The 17185-nt window shown below is 33.7% G+C and carries 19 protein-coding genes; 4 read left to right on the top strand and 15 right to left on the bottom strand.

Going from position 1 to position 17185, the window contains the following annotated elements:
* Positions 1 to 134 precede the first annotated feature (134 nt).
* The 3 genes from FF52_RS16720 to FF52_RS16730 all read left to right on the top strand — a co-directional run bounded on the left by FF52_RS16720 (position 135) and on the right by FF52_RS16730 (position 2487).
* Complete coding sequence (locus tag FF52_RS16720; protein ID WP_008467344.1) at positions 135 to 1034, top strand: NifU family protein; 900 nt, start codon at positions 135 to 137, stop codon at positions 1032 to 1034.
* Between the two features lie 147 nt (positions 1035 to 1181).
* A complete protein-coding gene (locus tag FF52_RS16725) occupies positions 1182 to 1589 on the top strand; it encodes a YtxH domain-containing protein (RefSeq protein ID WP_008467346.1) in 408 nt (135 codons plus the stop codon).
* An 85-nt stretch (positions 1590 to 1674) separates the two neighbouring features.
* Complete coding sequence (locus FF52_RS16730) at positions 1675 to 2487, top strand: mechanosensitive ion channel family protein (protein WP_008467348.1); 813 nt, start codon at positions 1675 to 1677, stop codon at positions 2485 to 2487.
* 6 nt (positions 2488 to 2493) lie between these two features.
* On the opposite strand, the gene tsaB is transcribed toward FF52_RS16730, so the two are convergent.
* The 7 genes from tsaB to FF52_RS16765 all read right to left on the bottom strand — a co-directional run bounded on the left by tsaB (position 2494) and on the right by FF52_RS16765 (position 10402).
* Positions 2494 to 3168 (bottom strand): tRNA (adenosine(37)-N6)-threonylcarbamoyltransferase complex dimerization subunit type 1 TsaB, encoded by a 675-nt coding sequence (gene tsaB / locus FF52_RS16735; RefSeq protein ID WP_008467349.1) that lies wholly within the window; start codon positions 3166 to 3168, stop codon positions 2494 to 2496.
* A gap of 32 nt (positions 3169 to 3200) precedes the next feature.
* Complete coding sequence (locus tag FF52_RS16740; RefSeq protein WP_008467351.1) at positions 3201 to 4493, bottom strand: efflux RND transporter periplasmic adaptor subunit; 1293 nt, start codon at positions 4491 to 4493, stop codon at positions 3201 to 3203.
* Positions 4494 to 4499: 6 nt separating this feature from the next.
* A complete protein-coding gene (locus tag FF52_RS16745) occupies positions 4500 to 5951 on the bottom strand; it encodes a TolC family protein (RefSeq protein WP_008467352.1) in 1452 nt (483 codons plus the stop codon).
* A gap of 85 nt (positions 5952 to 6036) precedes the next feature.
* A complete protein-coding gene (locus FF52_RS16750; protein ID WP_008467354.1) occupies positions 6037 to 7158 on the bottom strand; it encodes an efflux RND transporter periplasmic adaptor subunit in 1122 nt (373 codons plus the stop codon).
* 37 nt (positions 7159 to 7195) lie between these two features.
* Positions 7196 to 8461: an ABC transporter permease gene (locus FF52_RS16755; protein ID WP_008467355.1), complete on the bottom strand. Its 1266-nt coding sequence runs from the start codon at positions 8459 to 8461 to the stop codon at positions 7196 to 7198.
* Between the two features lie 2 nt (positions 8462 to 8463).
* On the bottom strand, positions 8464 to 9708 hold the full coding sequence (locus FF52_RS16760) for an ABC transporter permease (RefSeq protein WP_008467356.1): 1245 nt from the start codon (positions 9706 to 9708) through the stop codon (positions 8464 to 8466).
* Positions 9701 to 10402 (bottom strand): ABC transporter ATP-binding protein, encoded by a 702-nt coding sequence (locus FF52_RS16765; RefSeq protein WP_008467357.1) that lies wholly within the window; start codon positions 10400 to 10402, stop codon positions 9701 to 9703. Before FF52_RS16765 ends, FF52_RS16760 begins: the two co-directional genes overlap by 8 nt.
* Before the next feature lie 177 nt (positions 10403 to 10579).
* Here FF52_RS16765 and FF52_RS16770 point away from each other — a divergent pair, with 177 nt between their 5' ends.
* Positions 10580 to 11986, top strand: coding sequence for a DUF4403 family protein (locus FF52_RS16770; RefSeq protein WP_008467358.1), 1407 nt, complete (start codon positions 10580 to 10582; stop codon positions 11984 to 11986).
* Positions 11987 to 12003: 17 nt separating this feature from the next.
* On the opposite strand, the gene FF52_RS16775 is transcribed toward FF52_RS16770, so the two are convergent.
* The 8 genes from FF52_RS16775 to cyoE form a co-directional block, all read right to left on the bottom strand.
* Positions 12004 to 12264 carry a hypothetical protein gene (locus FF52_RS16775; RefSeq protein ID WP_008467359.1) on the bottom strand — a complete coding sequence of 87 codons (261 nt, stop codon included), beginning with the start codon at positions 12262 to 12264 and terminating at the stop codon, positions 12004 to 12006.
* Entirely contained in the window at positions 12254 to 12796 is a 543-nt protein-coding gene (locus FF52_RS16780) for a DUF420 domain-containing protein (RefSeq protein WP_008467360.1), read from the bottom strand. Before FF52_RS16780 ends, FF52_RS16775 begins: the two co-directional genes overlap by 11 nt.
* A 2-nt stretch (positions 12797 to 12798) precedes the next feature.
* Positions 12799 to 13485: an SCO family protein gene (locus FF52_RS16785; RefSeq protein WP_008467361.1), complete on the bottom strand. Its 687-nt coding sequence runs from the start codon at positions 13483 to 13485 to the stop codon at positions 12799 to 12801.
* A gap of 12 nt (positions 13486 to 13497) precedes the next feature.
* On the bottom strand, positions 13498 to 14139 hold the full coding sequence (locus FF52_RS16790; RefSeq protein WP_008467362.1) for a hypothetical protein: 642 nt from the start codon (positions 14137 to 14139) through the stop codon (positions 13498 to 13500).
* A gap of 79 nt (positions 14140 to 14218) precedes the next feature.
* Entirely contained in the window at positions 14219 to 14569 is a 351-nt protein-coding gene (locus tag FF52_RS16795) for a cytochrome C oxidase subunit IV family protein (protein ID WP_008467363.1), read from the bottom strand.
* Positions 14570 to 14587: 18 nt separating this feature from the next.
* A complete protein-coding gene (locus tag FF52_RS16800) occupies positions 14588 to 15571 on the bottom strand; it encodes a cytochrome c oxidase subunit 3 (protein ID WP_008467364.1) in 984 nt (327 codons plus the stop codon).
* 42 nt (positions 15572 to 15613) lie between these two features.
* Positions 15614 to 16201, bottom strand: a complete 588-nt coding sequence (locus FF52_RS16805; RefSeq protein WP_008467366.1) for a cytochrome c oxidase subunit 3 — start codon at positions 16199 to 16201, stop codon at positions 15614 to 15616.
* Between the two features lie 2 nt (positions 16202 to 16203).
* Complete coding sequence (gene cyoE / locus FF52_RS16810) at positions 16204 to 17106, bottom strand: heme o synthase (RefSeq protein WP_008467367.1); 903 nt, start codon at positions 17104 to 17106, stop codon at positions 16204 to 16206.
* Between the last annotated feature and the right edge of the window lie 79 nt (positions 17107 to 17185).

The raw sequence follows: 17185 nt of genomic DNA on the forward strand, positions 1-17185 counted from the left end.
ATTCTTACTATATATTTTTCACTCTTTCAATTTAACACGATTTATTTGAAAAGAGTCTTAATTATTTTATTAAAAAATCAAATATAGCCATTAGTAGAAAATAACTTTAGTAAATTTGCAAAAAATATATTATCATGACTAAAATCACTATAAAAGAGACTCAAAATCCAACAATTTTAAAGTTTGAATTTGAGGATTTCATCACTCAAAATCAAAATTTTGAGTTCAAAAATATCGATGAAGCGCAAGCTTCTCCGCTAGCTCAGCAATTATTTTATCTGCCGTTTGTTAAAACAGTTTATATTTCTGGAAATTTTATCGCTATCGAAAGATACAGCATTGTAGATTGGGATGATGTAAAAGATGCTGTAGCAGAACAAATCAGCGCTTTTGTTGATAAAGGTGGCGTTATCATTAAAATTGATGAAACAAAACCAAAAAAACAGCCTATTACGGTATACGGAGAAACCACTCCAAATCCATCTGCATTGAAATTTGTTGTGAGCCGTATGCTTACTCGCAATGCCGTAGAATATAAAAATATTGATCAGACTGCTTCTTCTCCTTTAGCTCAGGAATTATTCAAATTTCCTTATGTGAAAGAAATTTTTATAGACGAAAATTACATTTCGGTTACAAAATATGAAATCAATAACTGGGACGAAATTACTTTAGAACTAAGAACTTTCATTAAACAATTTATTGAAAACGGAGGAACTGTTTTAGATGAAAGCTTAATCGAAACTAAAGCGAAAACTGAAGCAAAAAAAGATGAAGCTTTTGATAAGTTGGATGTTACATCACAGCAAATCATTAACATCTTAGAAGAATATGTAAAACCTGCGGTAGCTGCTGATGGTGGAAACATTGCTTTTGAATCTTATAATGAAGATGACAAAACGGTAAAAGTATTATTGCAAGGTGCTTGCAGCGGATGTCCTTCATCTACATTTACTTTAAAAAGCGGAATTGAGAATATGCTGAAAAGCATGCTGAATGATGAAGCTATTAAAGTGGAAGCGGTTAATGCTTAGTTCACTAAAACACTTATAAAAAGCGCCTCAAATGAGGCGCTTTTTTTTTTATTGTTAATCTCTAGCTTTCAATTATTTATCATTAAAAAAACGAGTAGTTCTATAAAATTAATTAATATTGTATTCTTAACCAATTAATTAAAAACCATGGGATTATCTTCATTTTTTAAAAATTTATTTGGCTCAACTAAAGAGTCTGTAACTGAATTGGCAAATAATGCCGAAGAGACTTTTGAACAAGCAAAAGAAGCTGCTGCTCCGTATATTGAGAAAGCTGAAGCTTTTGCAGAAGAAACAATAGAAAAAGTAAAAGAAGTTTCGGATCCGATTATTGACCGCGCTTCAGAATATGCTGAAAAAGCAAAAGAAACTGTAAGCGAGTATGCAGATAAAGCATCTGAAGCCATAAATAACGTTGTAGATACTGTTAAGGAGAAAACGGCTTCTCTGGCTTCTGAAACCCCAGAAACTATTTCTGAAACCGTTGTTGATGTAAGCGAAAAATCTGTTGCAGAAACAGAAGAAATAGCCGACGAAGCTGCTGAGAAAGCATAAACACAGTTTTCTGATAATGTAAATATTTTTATATTTGCACCGCTAATATACCTTCTCTTTTGAGAAGGTTTTTTATTTTAAAATCATGAATCTTAGTCCAGAACAAGTCAGTAAATACATCAGTCGATTTATTGACATTTTAGTTGATTATTCGCCAAAACTTATTTCTGCATTTTTAATTCTATTTGTTGGTTTATATGCCATCAGATTAATCAACAGAATCATTCGAAAAGTAATGATTCAGCGAAATCTAGATCCTACATTAACAAAATTCTTAGCCGACATTTTATTGTGGGCGCTACGAATTTTATTATTTGTAACCTTTATTTCTAAATTAGGAATTGAAACCTCTTCGTTCGTAGCTATTTTAGGAGCAATGGGTCTTGCTGTTGGTTTATCATTGCAAGGATCACTTTCAAATTTTGCCGGCGGAATGCTTATTATCGTTTTCAAACCGTTTAAAGTTGGAGACACTATAGAAGCTCAAGGAGTTATTGCAACTGTTCTTGAAATTCAGATTTTTGTAACTAAGATGCTAACTGGAAATAACCAGACGGTATTTGTTCCGAATGGAGCTTTATCTAACGGAAACATTATTAATTACTCTATGCAGGGAGAAAGAAGAGCCGATTTGACTTTCTCTATTTCGTATGATTCTGACATCAAAAAGGCTAAAGAAGTACTTTTAGCGGTGTTGAACAATAATCCAAAAGTATTAAAAACGCCTGCACCAGAAGTTTTTGTAAAAAATCTTTCTGCAAGTTCAATAGATTTTGCTGTTCGTCCTTGGGCAAAAAACGCCAATTATGGAGCCGTTTTTTCTGAAACATTAGAAAATTGCAAAACAGCTTTAGATGAGGCAGGAATTGCAATTCAGCCTTACACAATACAGAAATAAAAAATATTATTCCTTTTTTGAAGGAGCAGTAATCATAAAATCTTTTAAATAATAAGGTTCAAAATAAGCGACATCTACAGTGTCGCTTTTTTGATACTTATCAAAACTGATTTTACTCATAGCTTGTGCTGATGGGTATTTTATATTTTCTAAAAACACAAAGTTGTCTTTAGTCAGAACCGTTTTACATTTTTCTGCACAATCGCCAACAAAGTAAAGTTTGTCTGTATATTTCTGAAATGAATTTTCGTCAATAATTTCGGCTTTAATAGCTCTTTCGACAGTCAAATCAGAATTAAAAATGGCACTGTAAACTTCCATACGGCGCGCATCTAGCATAGGTATAATTTTTCCGTCTGTAACTCCTGCTTGCGATGCTAAAGTCTGCATCGTGTCAACAGCAATCAACGGAATATTTAAAGCATAACACAAGCCTTTTGCTGCCGAAACGCCAATTCTCAAACCTGTATAAGATCCTGGTCCTTGGCTAACTGCAACAGCTTTTAAATCCTGCGCCGATATTCCCGCTTTTGCGATTACTTCTTCAATAAAGACATGAAGTTTTTCGGCATGCGAATATCCTTCATCAGCCAATTCGCTGCAAACAATGGTCTGACCATCTTTTGCAATAGATACTGAACAATTTTTAGTAGCCGTTTCGATATTGAGAATAAAAGACAAAGTATTAAATTTTAAATTATTGTGGTATTATATTATTTCTTTGGAGCTTCAGCTTTCTTAAGCTTTATCTTGTCTCCAGAATTTAGTTCTTTAGAAACTGTTGTGTATGGACCCGTAATAACAACATCACCTGGTTTTAATCCAGACATTACTTCAATATTAGTATCGTCCTGAATTCCAGTTTTAATGATCCTAATTTTAGCCTTATCTCCAACTTTTACAAAAACACATTCGAATTTTTTATCGCTTTTTGGAGCTGCTTTTTTATCCTCATTTGGATCTTCAACCTTAAAATCTTTCACCGCTGTAGTATCTGATTTTACTACAACAGAACTAATTGGCACTGCCAAAACATTTGTTTTTGTTGTCGTAATAATATCAACTGTAGCCGTCATTCCAGGTCTGAAAGGAGAGTATGTGCTTGGCTTTCCTTCTAACAAATCTTGGTAAGAATCTTTAAGTATACGAACTTTAACTTTAAAATTAGTTACCTGATCTGAGGTTAAGGTAGTGCTCGCAGAATTAGAAATGCTGGTTACAACACCTTTAAATTTCTTCTTCAAATAGGCATCCACTTCAACATTTGCTTCATCCCCTATTTTAATTTTTACAATGTCATTTTCATTCACATCAACTTCGACCTCCATATTGTTTAGGTTGGCAACACGCAAAAGCTCAGTTCCTGCCATTTGCTGCGTTCCTAAAACTCTTTCTCCCAATTCTACATTCAATACAGAAATGGTTCCGTCAGCAGGAGAATAAATCGTTGTACGTCCTAAGTTATCTCTAGCTTCTGTAACAGATGCCGAAGCACTTTGAACATTATAATAGGCGCTTTGTTTTGTTGCTTTTGCAACTTCAAAAGTAGAAACGGCTTTATCCCAATCTGATTTTGAGATTACTCCTTTGTCATACAATATTTTATTACGCTCATAATTTGCTTTTGCTTCTTTAAAACTCGCGTCAGATTGAGTAAGACTTGCTTTTGTTCCTGCCAAATTTGCAACAGATCTTTCTAATCCTGAGGTATATAAATCTGGATTTATTTTTACCAATAAATCGCCTTTTTTAACCACCTGCCCCTCTTTTACATTAAGTGAAATAATCTCGCCCGAAACCATCGAGGCAATTTTAACTTCAATTTCGGGTTGGATTTTCCCTGTTGCAGAAACTGTTTCAACAATTGTTGATGCCGTAACTTTTGCAGTTTCTACCTCTTTTCCTTCGTCCTTATTCCCTATTACTCCAGCCTTAGAAAGACCAACCAAAGCCACAATAAGCACTACTGCAGCACCTAATAAAGAATAAACTGTTTTTTTCTGCATAATAAATTATTTTGTAATAATTGGAACGATTGGAATTCCGAAATAAAACTCTAATATTTTAATTTTAAACATGTAATCGTATTTTGTTCTGATAACATCAGACTGCGCATTGGTCAATAAGGTTTGAGCTTGCGTAAAGTCAAATGAATTCATCAAACCAACATCATACTTTTCTTTTGCATAGTTGTAAGCTTGCTGTCTTGCTTCTAAAGTTACAGTAGCCGATTCATAAGTATTTAAAGCTCCTCTTGCATCGGTAAATGCTGTATAAACGTTACGCTGCAAATCTAAACTTTTTTGTTCTAAATCTATTTTAGATTTTTCTAAACTTACTTTATTACGCTCTACATTATTTCTAACTGAGAAACCATTAAAGATAGGCACAGAAAGCTGAAATCCGAAAGATTGTCCTTTGTTATCTTTAAATTGATCCAAAATTGGGTCTGCTTTTCCTAAAACAGGGATATAATTATCTTGTAAAACTGCTTGGTTTGTCCCTTGAACATAGCCAATCTGAGAAGTTGGGTTTGTTGTATTTGGCGTTGATCCAACTATAATATCAGAATAACTTGCTCTTGTATTAAAACTGTAGAAGGCGCTTAAAGTTGGCTGATATGCTCCTTTAGCAATAGCAACGTTTTTCTCTGCAATCTCCAAATTTGTCTGGGCCAATTTTAACTCTGTTCTAGTTTCTTTCGCTTTATTATAGATTTCTATAGGACTTTGGGCTAATATATTGTTTTCATCCATCACATTTGTATCATCAACTACATCAAAATCAGCGAATTCTTTTAATTGTAAGAGCTGAGCCAAACTCAATTTAGAAATCAGTAAATTGTTTTCAGAAACTGCTATATTTTGTTTGTCTGTTGCAACGGTAGCTTTTAAGTCGAACAAATCTCCACGCGGAATGGTTCCTGCATTTACCATTTCTTCAGAACGAGCAAATCTTTTCTCATCGATTGCCAACTGTTCTTTCTTAACTTTTAAATCTTCTTTATTAGATAAAATTTGCAAAAATGCACTAGCCACATTTAAAGAAATGTCTTCTTGCATTTTTAATAGCTGATACTGTGAGGCAACGATACTTAATTTTGCTTTTCTCATAGTGTTTTGATTCTGCAGACCTTTGTAGATGTCAACTCCTGCATTTATTCCAACTGAAGAGTATTGTGTAGTTTGATTACGTAAAATACCCGTTGTAACGTCTTGATTCAAACCAATATTCCATGAGTGAGAAGCGCTCCCATTTACAGATGGAAGATAATTGCCTAATGCCGCTTTTTTATCAATATCAGCATTTTTTAAATCTAACTCTGATTGTTTTATCGTAATATTATTTTCGAGTGCATATCTTACACACTCTTCTAGTGTCCATTTCTTTGATTGCGCCTGTCCAGTTAATCCGAAACCGAATAACAATGCTATAACCAGACTATTATATTTATTTATTTTCATATACTTTTAATGAAGGCGCAGTAAACCGAACTACGCAAATTTAACATTTTTAAAACCAAAAAGATCCTTAACCTTTCAAATTAGCTTATTTTTTTTCTTTGTCTCCTTCGTTAATTAAGCCTTGATTCCAGATTTTAATTTTATCTGTATCATTTACACCACTTTTAACTTGAACGTAGATTCCGTCGCTTACCCCAAGAACCAAATCTCTTCTTTGAAATTTCTGTGGAGCAGTTTCAACTTCTACATAAGGCTTTTGTGTTTTTTTGTCAAATTGAACTAAAGACTCTTTAATTGCCAAAACTTTCTCTGCTTTTTCTAAAATAATTGAAGCATTGGCACTTAAACCAGCTCTAATAAAAGTATCATCTCTGTTAACCATTTGTGCTTTGATTTCAAACTGGATTGCTCCATTTTCAGTAACTCCTTTTGGAGCAATATAGTTTAAAACTGCATCAAATTTTTTATTTTCGATTGCACCAATTGTAATCTCAATTGGCATTTTTTCTTTAATTTTTCCAACCTCAGATTCATCGATTTTTCCAATAAAAATCATTCTTCCAACATCAGCAACACTTGCAATTGTGGTTCCTTCGTTGAAGTTATTACTTTCGATAACTTGGTTACCGACTTTTACCGGAACATCCAATACCATTCCGTTAACTGTAGAACGAATTAATGTATTAGCATAACTTCCCAAAGAAGAAGTTGTCCCTGTTTTAACGATATCTAAACCTTGTTTTGCAGCCAAATAATTTTGTTTTGCCTGATTGTAAGCCAACAAAGCCGCATCATAATCATTTGCAGAAATCACATCTTTCTCAAATAATGTTTTCTGTCTTTTATAGATTTTTTCCTGATTGTCTAATGCAATTTTAGCGGTCTGAACCTGGTTTTGAGAATTGCTTACATTCGAAACGTTTGCTACAACTCTAATCTTGGCAATCATATCACCAGCTTTGATTTTTTCACCAGCTTTGATATACACTTCTTCAATAATACCTGAAATATTTGGTTTGATTAGAACCTCTTCATCAGGCTGAATATTACCTGTCGCAATAGTATTTTTTACGATAGTCTTGATTTCTGCTTTTTCCGTTTTAAATACAATCGGCGATTCTTGGTTTTTAGCGTACAAATAGTATAGCGCGCCAAAAAAAACAACTGCGATAAATATTAAAATGGTTACGGTTACTCCTTTTTTCATTTGTTCTGGGTTTAATCGATTTATTTTGATTGATAATTTATTCTGTTCTTAGTGCATCTACAGGCTTTACATTGATCGCAGTCTGTGCTGGGATAAATCCGGCAAGCAAACCAGATCCGACCAAGATGATTAATGCAACAAATACAACTCCTAAATCTACAGTTGGATTCGCAAACATAGTATTTTGATCTGGAGGCATCGAGTCTAGGACCATATTTAAAACCGCTATAATTCCTGTGGCAACAGCAATTCCGAGCATACCCGAAATAATAGTTAAAAATATAGACTCAGTTAATATTTGACTTCTAATTGCTCCAGGTGTTGCACCTAAAGCTCTTCTGATTCCGATTTCTTTTGTACGTTCCTTAACCACAATCAACATGATATTAGAAATTCCGATTACGCCTGAAATTAAAACTAATGTCCCTACGAAATAGGCAATTACTTTTAAAATATTGAACAAGCTTTGCACTTTATTAAACTGCTCGTACAAATCAAAATTTCCAACTGCCCTATCATCTGTTGGATTTATAGAATGCAATGATTTTATAATTTCTAAAATTTTAGGCTTTAAATCGGTTATTGAAGTTTCATCTTTCGCGGTAAGCGCCATCCACCCTACTTTATCGCCATAATTAAAGGCTTGCTGAAAAGTTGTAAAAGGAATAAAAATATTCTTCTGTTCCTGCTCTGCATTTCCTCCCTGTTGTTTGGATTTATAAACCCCAACCACCATAAAATTGATGCTGTTAATCTTGATATACGTTCCAACAGCTTCCTCTTCTTTTCCATAAAGTTCACTGATAACCCCTTTTCCAATTACACAGACTTTTCTTCTTTGCTCAATATCCTGCTGATTTACAAATCTTCCTTTAATAATATCCATCGGCTGCTGTTTAATCAGCTCTGGATAATCGCCATAAATTGTAAAAGCCGAAGTTTTAGTGCCTCTTACAACGTTATTTGTTCCGTTAAAATCACCTAGCTGATTTCTTGGCGAAACATATAATAAATCTGGCAATGCTGCTTTTAAAGCTGTTACATCACTATTTCTAAAGTCATAACGTCTTGTTTTTGGCAAACCTTTATAAGCTTTAGAAGTAGTCTGACTCCACATAAACATAGTATTGGTCGCAATTCCATCAAAACCTTTTTTAATACCATTTTCCAAGCCATTACCCGCAGCAAGTAAAATTACCAAGATAAAAATACCCCAAAAAACACCAAAAGCCGTCAGGATAGTCCTGAAAGGGTTGGCGGTTAAGGCCTGTAAAATCTCGTCCCAATTATCTTTTTTAAACATAATTATTCGTCTCTAAGTGCTACAATAGGTTTAATTTTGGCTGCTCTGTAGGCTGGAAAAAATCCTGCCATTGCTCCTGCAAAAACAAGTAATACCAAAGTAGTTAAAGCTACACTAAAATCTACTTCAGGATTTCTGAAATATTCACTCTGAACCATTGGTCCAACAAATTCCAATAATGCAAGACTGGCCAATAGTCCAACAAAACCTGCAATGGTCGTAATAAAAATCGATTCATGAAGAATCATGGTGATAATTGAAAAAGGCGAAGCTCCCAATGCTTTTCTAATTCCAATTTCTTTTGTTCGTTCTTTTACAATAATAAGCATGATATTACTTACTCCAACCACTCCTGCAATGATAGTACAAATACCTACCCACCAGAAAAACAATCTTATATACAAGTTTAAATCGTAAAACTGTTTGGCATCTTTAACTGAATTGTAAACTCCTACACCACCATCATCTTCAGGAGCCACAACATTTTTACTCTTCAATAAATCTTTTAAATCTTGGGTAAACTTTTCCGATTGAGCCAGCGCTTCATCATAATCTTTTGTCTTTTTTAAAGTAAAAAACAAATTGCTGATTTTGTCGCCTCCGCCAAATGTTTTCTGGACTGTAGTCAATGGCAGATAAGCACGAGTTTCTTCTCTTTCTCCTCCTGGATCCGTAAAAACTCCAACTACTTTAAAGTTGATATTGTTAATCAGAATTTCTTCCCCTATTGCCTCTTTGTCTTTAAGCAAATCGTTTTTAAGTTTCATTCCAATGACAGCCACTTTTGCATTACTTTCTAAATCCTTAGCATTGATATAGCGACCTTGAACTATGGTTAAATTTTCTATTCCACCATAATCTGGATTTACACCTCTAAACTGGTAACTTCCAGATTCCTTCCCGTAAGCAAAAGCCTGTCCCCAGTAATTATTGGTTGAAGCTCTCAGATCTAATTTATCTTCAAATTTCTGCACCGACTGATTGTAATCGCTATTGCGAAATTGAATCTGCCTTCCTGGATTTAGTCCTTTATATTCTTTAGTAGTTGTTCCAGACCAAACTTCAATAATTCCAGCTGCATCACGCTCAAATTGTTTTTCAATTCCGTTTTGCAAACCTTTACCTGCCCCAAGCAGGATCACCAAAATAAAAATTCCTGAAGCCACAGAAACACCTGTTAAGAATGTTCTTAAACGGTTTTTAGAAATGGCTTCAAATATTTCCTGCCAGCGTTCAATATTAAACATAAGACGAAGCTCTAACTTGTTCTACTTTTTTATCATCGATAATTAATCCATCTTTTAGGACTACATTTCTTTTGCACATTGCAGCAATATCAGGTTCGTGTGTAACAATCAAAATTGTTTTTCCCTCATCATTAATTCCTTGAATAAGTTCCATAACTTCATAAGAGGTTTTAGTATCTAATGCCCCTGTCGGCTCATCGGCAAGCAAGACTTTCGGGTTTGATGCCAATGCTCTTGCAATAGCCACACGCTGTTTTTGACCTCCGGAAAGTTCGTTTGGCAAGTGGTGAACGTGAGAACCTAAACCTACTTTTTCCAAATATTTCATTGCAATATCGTAACGTTCTTTTCTTTTAACACCTTGATAGTATAGCGGCATTGCAACGTTGTCTAATGCAGATTTATAATTAATTAAATTAAAAGATTGGAAAACAAAACCTAAAAATTTGTTACGGTATTTTGAAGCAAGGGTTTCATTTAATTTTTTTATCGGAGTTTTATCTAAAATATAACTTCCAGAATCGGCTTCATCCAAAATTCCCAAGATGTTAAGAAGTGTTGACTTACCAGAACCAGACGATCCCATAATCGCAACCAATTCTCCTTCTTCTATATTAAAATTAATGCCTTTTAATACATGTAATTCTGAACTTCCCATCTTATAGGATTTGTGTAAATCTTTAATTTCGATCATGGTATTGTTAAATTTTTTAGACAATAATAACGTTTTTATTAAGTAATTTATGATAATAAAAAGTTAATACTTTTGTTACCTATTTTGTATTAGACTGCATTTTTTTGTTATTGTTACACTTTTTACATAAAATATGATTGTTTTCGTAATTTTACCTCGCAATAAAAATCATCTTAAATGAAGCTTAGTTCTATTATTTCAATGTTTATAGTACTTGCGGTACTAACGAGCTGTTCATCGGCTCAAAAATTAGAAACATTAAAACCTGAACCAGACGATGCCAGTCCGTTAATTTATGACAGCAATCCTTCTTTTATTAACCTTCCTATAACCATCAAATTAAGCGATATTGAAAATCAGACCAACTCTTTGCTTAACGGTTTAATTTATGAAGACAACAACATCGAAGACGATGATATTGAGATGAAAATTTGGAAACAGGCTCCAATTAAAATTCAAAATGATCCTTCAAATCTTGACAAAAGAATCAAGACCATTTTACCGCTTAAAGCGAATATCAAGTACCGAATTGGCACAAAAAAACTGGGAGTAGAATTGTACGATGTGAGAGAATTTAACTTAAACGGAGTTATAACACTTTCCAGCGAAACGGCTTTAACCAATTGGAAACTGACCACGAAAACAGAGTTCAAATCTCTAGATTGGAACGAAAGTCCAACTATGACCATATTTGGCAAGAACATGCCAATTACGTATTTGATCAATCCTGCGATTTCTATTTTTAAAAGCAAATTGGAAAAGAAAATAGACGAAGCAATTGAAAAATCAATGGATTTTAAACCTAATGTTCTTCAAGCGGTTGAAAAAATCTGCACTCCTTTTCAGATGAGTGACACTTATGAAAGCTGGTTGCGAATTGTTCCTATCGAAATATATTCGACAAATGCCAAACTTAAAAACGATTCTTTCCTGCTTGACATGGGAATAAAATGCAACATGGAAACTATCGTTGGCAAACAGCCAGAATCAAAATATAGCGCTAGTAAAATTGTTCTGAAACCTGTTGCTAAAATTCCAAATCAGATTTCTGCCAATATTGCCGCCATTTCAAGTTATGTAGATGCCTCTAAAATTATGACCAAGAATTTTGCAGGTCAGGAATTTGGTTCTGGCAGTAAAAAAGTGACTGTAAAAAATGTTTCGATCTGGCATAAAGATGGCAAAATGGTAATTGCTCTAGACGTTTTAGGCTCTATCAACGGAACACTTTATCTGAACGGCTTCCCTTCATACAATGCTCAGACAAAAGAAATTTACTTTGAAAAATTAGATTATGTTTTGGACACCAAAAGCAAATTGATGCGCACAGCAAACTGGCTGGCACAAGGCTACATTTTAAGAAAAATGGAAGAAAGCTGCCGATATTCTATTCAGCCGAATTTGGATGAAGGCAAAAAAAGCATGGCAAGCTACCTGAAGAATTATTCGCCAATGCCGGGCGTATTTGTAAATGGAAAAATGGAAGATATTCAGTTTGATAAAATTCAGCTAACCAATCAGGCCATTATAGCTTTCATCAAAATAAACGGAACAGTGAATGTCTCAGTTAACGGACTTAAATAAAAAAAAGCAGTGTAAAATTACACTGCTTTTTTCTTTTTAGAATACATTCGATAAATCAAATATCCTATTATCAATACGAGTAAATATGGAATCACCATTAGGTAAACAATCCCATCATTTACTGCTTCAGCTTTTTTAATATTAGAATCTCCACCTAACGCAGCACGACACATCGCACATTGAGCATTAACTGAAATTCCAATTAAAAAAATACAAATCCCAAGAATGAAACTTTGGAATTTGGAATTTGATTTTTGGATTTTATTTTTAGTGTACATAATAAGGCGAAATCATTAAATAAACAATCACTCCCGTTACTGCCACATATAACCAAAGCGGAAAAGTGATTTTAGCTATTTTTCTATGTCTGTCAAAACGTTGCGCAAGCGCTCTTACATACGTAATTAAAACAAGAGGAATAATCGCAATTGACAGTAAAATATGCGTTATAAGAATAAAGAAATAAATGTAACGCAACGCCCCTTCTCCTCCATACTTTGTAGAATCCGAAGTCATATGATACGCTACATACATAACCAAAAACGCAACCGACAATGCAATTGCAAAAGTCATTAATCTTTCGTGTAATTTTTGGTTTCCCTTTTTAATTGCTAAAACAGCCCAAACCAGCACTACAGCTGTAATACCATTTGTAGTTGCATAAATAGGAGGTAAAAAAGATAGGGGCTCTACATTAACTCCAAAATCTTTTAATTTAACTCCAAACAAAATTGCTACAACAACAGGGATTATTATTGAAACCGCAATAATAAATTTGCTAAATTTTTTCTCTAAAGTATTATCTTCCATTTTTATTCTGCTAATAAAATTTTAATGTCTTCTTGAATATCTCTTACTCCTTTTTTATCTAGACCATCATAATAAATATTCGGATTTCCATATTCATCTTTTCTGCAGCGGATGTTTCCGTCTTTATCAATTAAAGCAAACAAACCAGAATGCTCAAATCCACCGCTTACTTTATCATTTTCTCCTGCATAAAGATTAAAGCCTTTATTAGACAAATCCATAATTACGTTTCTGTCTCCAGTCAAGAAATTCCAATTAGAAGACTTTACTCCAAGTAATTTCGCGTGATCTTTTAAAACCTGTGGCGTATCATGTTTTGGATCGATTGTAATCGAAACAATTCCGAAGTTCGGATTTCCGAAAAAGGTCTTTTCTATCTCCAGCATACTCATATTCATCTTTGGACAAATTGATGGGCAAGTTGTAAAGAAGAATTCCAAAACATATACTTTTCCTTTATAGGTTTCATTTGAAACTTTAACATTATCTTGGTTTGTCAATTCGAATTTTGGCGCCGGGCCAATTGTCAAAAGTTTAGCTTCTTTGGAAGATTTTGCTCCAACATTATCCAAACGGTTTCCTTTTACTACGTCCCCGTTTTTAATTCTATCAACAATTTTAGGTACGGCGTAAATCCCAAAAATCAGAATGACAAAAGAGATCCCAATATATGATTTGTTCTTAAACATTATAAATGATTATTAAAGTTGCTTTGTAGCGTTATGATTCTTCTTTAAAGCGGCGCGGTATTCGTAAAGGATAATCTTAAAGTCATCCAGCATTTCATTGCTTAACTCAGACGGATGAAAAGTATCGTAGCCTTCTTTGTATTCTTTAGGATCCTTTCTTCCTCTTAAATTACGTTCTTTATCAATAATATAAACATTGGAAGTTCCAAGATTCTCATTCAGTTTTTCTTTTAAATGTAATCCGTCATAAAATTTCTGAATATCTTCTTTTGAAGCAAAAACAAAGTTCCAGTTTTTAACATCTGTAAAAGGAGACAAAGCATCAACAATTTTTTGAGCTTCCGCTTCAGTTCCAGTTGGACACAGCACTACAAACTGAAGATCTTCAAAACCATTATAACGTTTGTAGATTTTTTCGTTTAAGTTGAAATAATTACCTCTATTTTCAAGAATGTTTGTACCAGAAAAACCTAATACAGTAATTTTTTTATCAAGGGAGATTTTTTTTCCGTTTAATGAATTCCAATTTCCAAAATCAGCCACTTTAGGTGTTATTATAGGAAGAGTAGTAAAACTATTTACACCAGAAGCAAAAAATAAATACGCTACAATTGGCAATACAAAAAGTACAAAGAGAACTATATTTTTTTTCATTGTATTAACGGAGAATTATTGAGGTACAAAAATAAAAAAATCCCGATGTTATCGGGACTCTTTTCGAATTAATATCATGTTAAAAATTCCATTTAATAGTAGAATCTTTAAAAACCCCATAAATATAATGTCCTTCTGTTAACAGAATAAACAATAAATATAAAACTAGGAAGATAACAGGAGAAACTACAGACCATCTAAGGCTGCTTTTTTCACCTTCCATGTGCATAAATGCCCATACAATATAATATGCTTTGAAAATTGTAAGGATATAGAAAATCCAGTTTAACAAATTCAAACCAATAAAATGAGTAAATTCTAATGATGCAGGTTTGTAGATACCTAAGATAACTTCAATTGTAGTTACTACTGAAAGCAATCCGAAAACAAACCAGATTCTTTTTGTATTTGATACGTGCTCGTGTGACATAATAATTAAATTCTAAAATTAAACTAGGTAGAAAACTGTAAATACAAATACCCAAACTAAATCTACGAAGTGCCAGTATAATCCAACTTTTTCTACCATCTCGTAGCTTCTTCTCTTCTCGTAAGTACCTAATAATACATTAAAGAAAATAATGATATTGATGATAACTCCAGAGAATACGTGGAATCCGTGGAAACCTGTAATAAAGAAGAAGAAATCAGCAAATAATTTATTACCGTACTCGTTTCTAATCAAGTTAGCGCCTTCTACTACATATTTAGCAGTAGCTAAATGTTTTTCAGATTCTTCTCTTGATAAGATTGTCTTTTTCTTTTTATCTGTAAGTTTTTCTGTTCTTATTAAAATTTCAGGATGAGCTTTAAAACCAGCCTGAACTTCAGCAACTGTGTAAGTAGGAAGAGTCTGAGCATCTTCCATAAACCAAGTTGATTTGCTTCTTGTTAAAGCTTCTCTTTGCTCTGGCAATTTAACAGCAAAATCAGCTAAAGCTACTCTTTTACCATCTTTATCCACAAATTGAAGTAAACTTCCTCCAACTGTTTCAACTGCACCATATTCTCCTTTAATGAAGTTTTTCCATTCCCAAGCTTGAGAACCAACGAAAATTAAACCTCCAATAATAGTTAAGAACATATAGATTGCAACTTTTGTCTTTTTCAGTTGGTGTCCTGCATCAACAGCTAATACCATTGTCACAGAAGAAAAGATCAAAATAAAAGTCATTAAAGCTACATAATACATTGGAGCCGCAACACCATGCATAAATGGGAAGTGAGTGAACACTTCATCAGCCAAAGGCCAAGTTTCGATAAATTTAAATCTAGAAAAACCATAAGCTCCTAGAAATCCAGAGAATGTTAAGGCATCTGATACGATAAAAAACCACATCATCATTTTACCATAACTTGCTCCTAAAGGCTCATTGTGACCGCCTCCCCAAGTTTTTTCGTCGTTGTTTGCAGTAGTAACTGTCGCTCCCATAAAAGATATTCGTTAAAAAGTTCCCAAATTTACGTTTTTTTCTTATTTAAAGAAATATAAAAATAAAAATAAATATACCCATAATAAATCCAAAAAGTGCCAATACATCGCACCTAGCTCTATGCCAAGAGTTTGAGTCGAATTGTATTTTTGTTTAAAATGATTATAAATTATAATTAAAAGTGAAATTAATCCGCCAGCCAAGTGCAACAAGTGTGTAACTGTCACCACATAAAGGAAAGTTGTAGTAATCGAACTACCTTCTCCTGTAAAGTAATACCCTTCAGCAACGATTTGTCCAAATCCTTTGAATTGCAATACCACAAATAAAACCCCTAAAGCTAAAGTGCCAAGAAGCAATCCTGTAACTGCGCTTCTATTGTCTTTCTGAATAGCTTTTTTTGCCAAGTGAAAAGTAACGCTACAAGCAATAATTACTGCTGTACTCCAATAGAAAGCAGAAGGAAGTTCAAAATTCTTCAACCAGTCTGCTCTTGATTTACTTACTACAAATGCGCTTGTCAAACCAGCAAACATCATGGTCATACTAACCATTGCGAAAAGCAGAATCAGTTTTGCTGATTTTGATTTTCTTACTTGTTCTTCATTTGTTTTTAATGTCATTTCCATAACTATCTTAAAAATTTATCTACTATAAATACAATCTGCAGAAGTGAGATGTAAGAAACACTCACCAGCATTAATGTTCTCGCTGCTTTTGGAGTTCTCAGCTTATACAAACGAACTGCATAAAAAAGCATCCAAATCCCCAACAGAAACACTAAAACCGCTGCAATTGGAGAAATAAACAATTGTCCCGTAAAACCTAATACTGGTAATAACGAAGCTATAATAAGCCAAATTGTATACAATATGATTTGCAATGCTGTCCCTTTATCTTTTTTACCTGTCGGAAGCATAAAAATTCCTGCTTTCTCATAGTCTTCATATAAAAACCATCCGATAGACCAAAAGTGTGGAAACTGCCAAAAGAACTGAATTAAAAATAAAGTTCCTGCTTCAATACCAAATTCGCCTGTCGCCGCTACCCATCCCAACATGAACGGAATCGCACCAGGAAAAGCTCCAACAAAAACAGATAACGAAGTTACTGTTTTTAATGGCGTATAAACACTTGTGTATAAGAATATAGAAATTGCAGCAAACATTGCTGACTTCGCGTTTATCGTATAAAGAAGCGCAATACCAACAATAGTAAGCAGGCTCGCCACTAACAAAGCCACTTTAGGAGACATGCGTCCTGAAGGAACGGGACGATTTTTAGTACGATCCATTAAAGAATCGATATCTTTTTCTATTACTTGATTGAAAGCGTTTGAAGCTCCCACCATACAGTAACCGCCAACTGCCAAAACAGCTAAAACACTCCATTTAAAAGGATGATCAGCATCTACTCCCAATAAATATCCAGCAATAGAAGAGAACAAAACACTAATAGCCAAACCCGCTTTAGTAATCTCCTTAAAATCTAGAAATATTGATTTGATTGATAATGTATTTTTTGCAGCGTTCAATACCGTTGTATTTTGTGTATTTTTTTTGAGTGGTGCAAATGTACAAATTAGATTGTAGAATATTAACCTATAAAAATAG

It is taken from the genome of Flavobacterium sp. F52 (genome assembly GCF_000278705.1).
In the GTDB taxonomy this organism is placed as follows: Bacteria; Bacteroidota; Bacteroidia; order Flavobacteriales; family Flavobacteriaceae; genus Flavobacterium; species Flavobacterium anhuiense.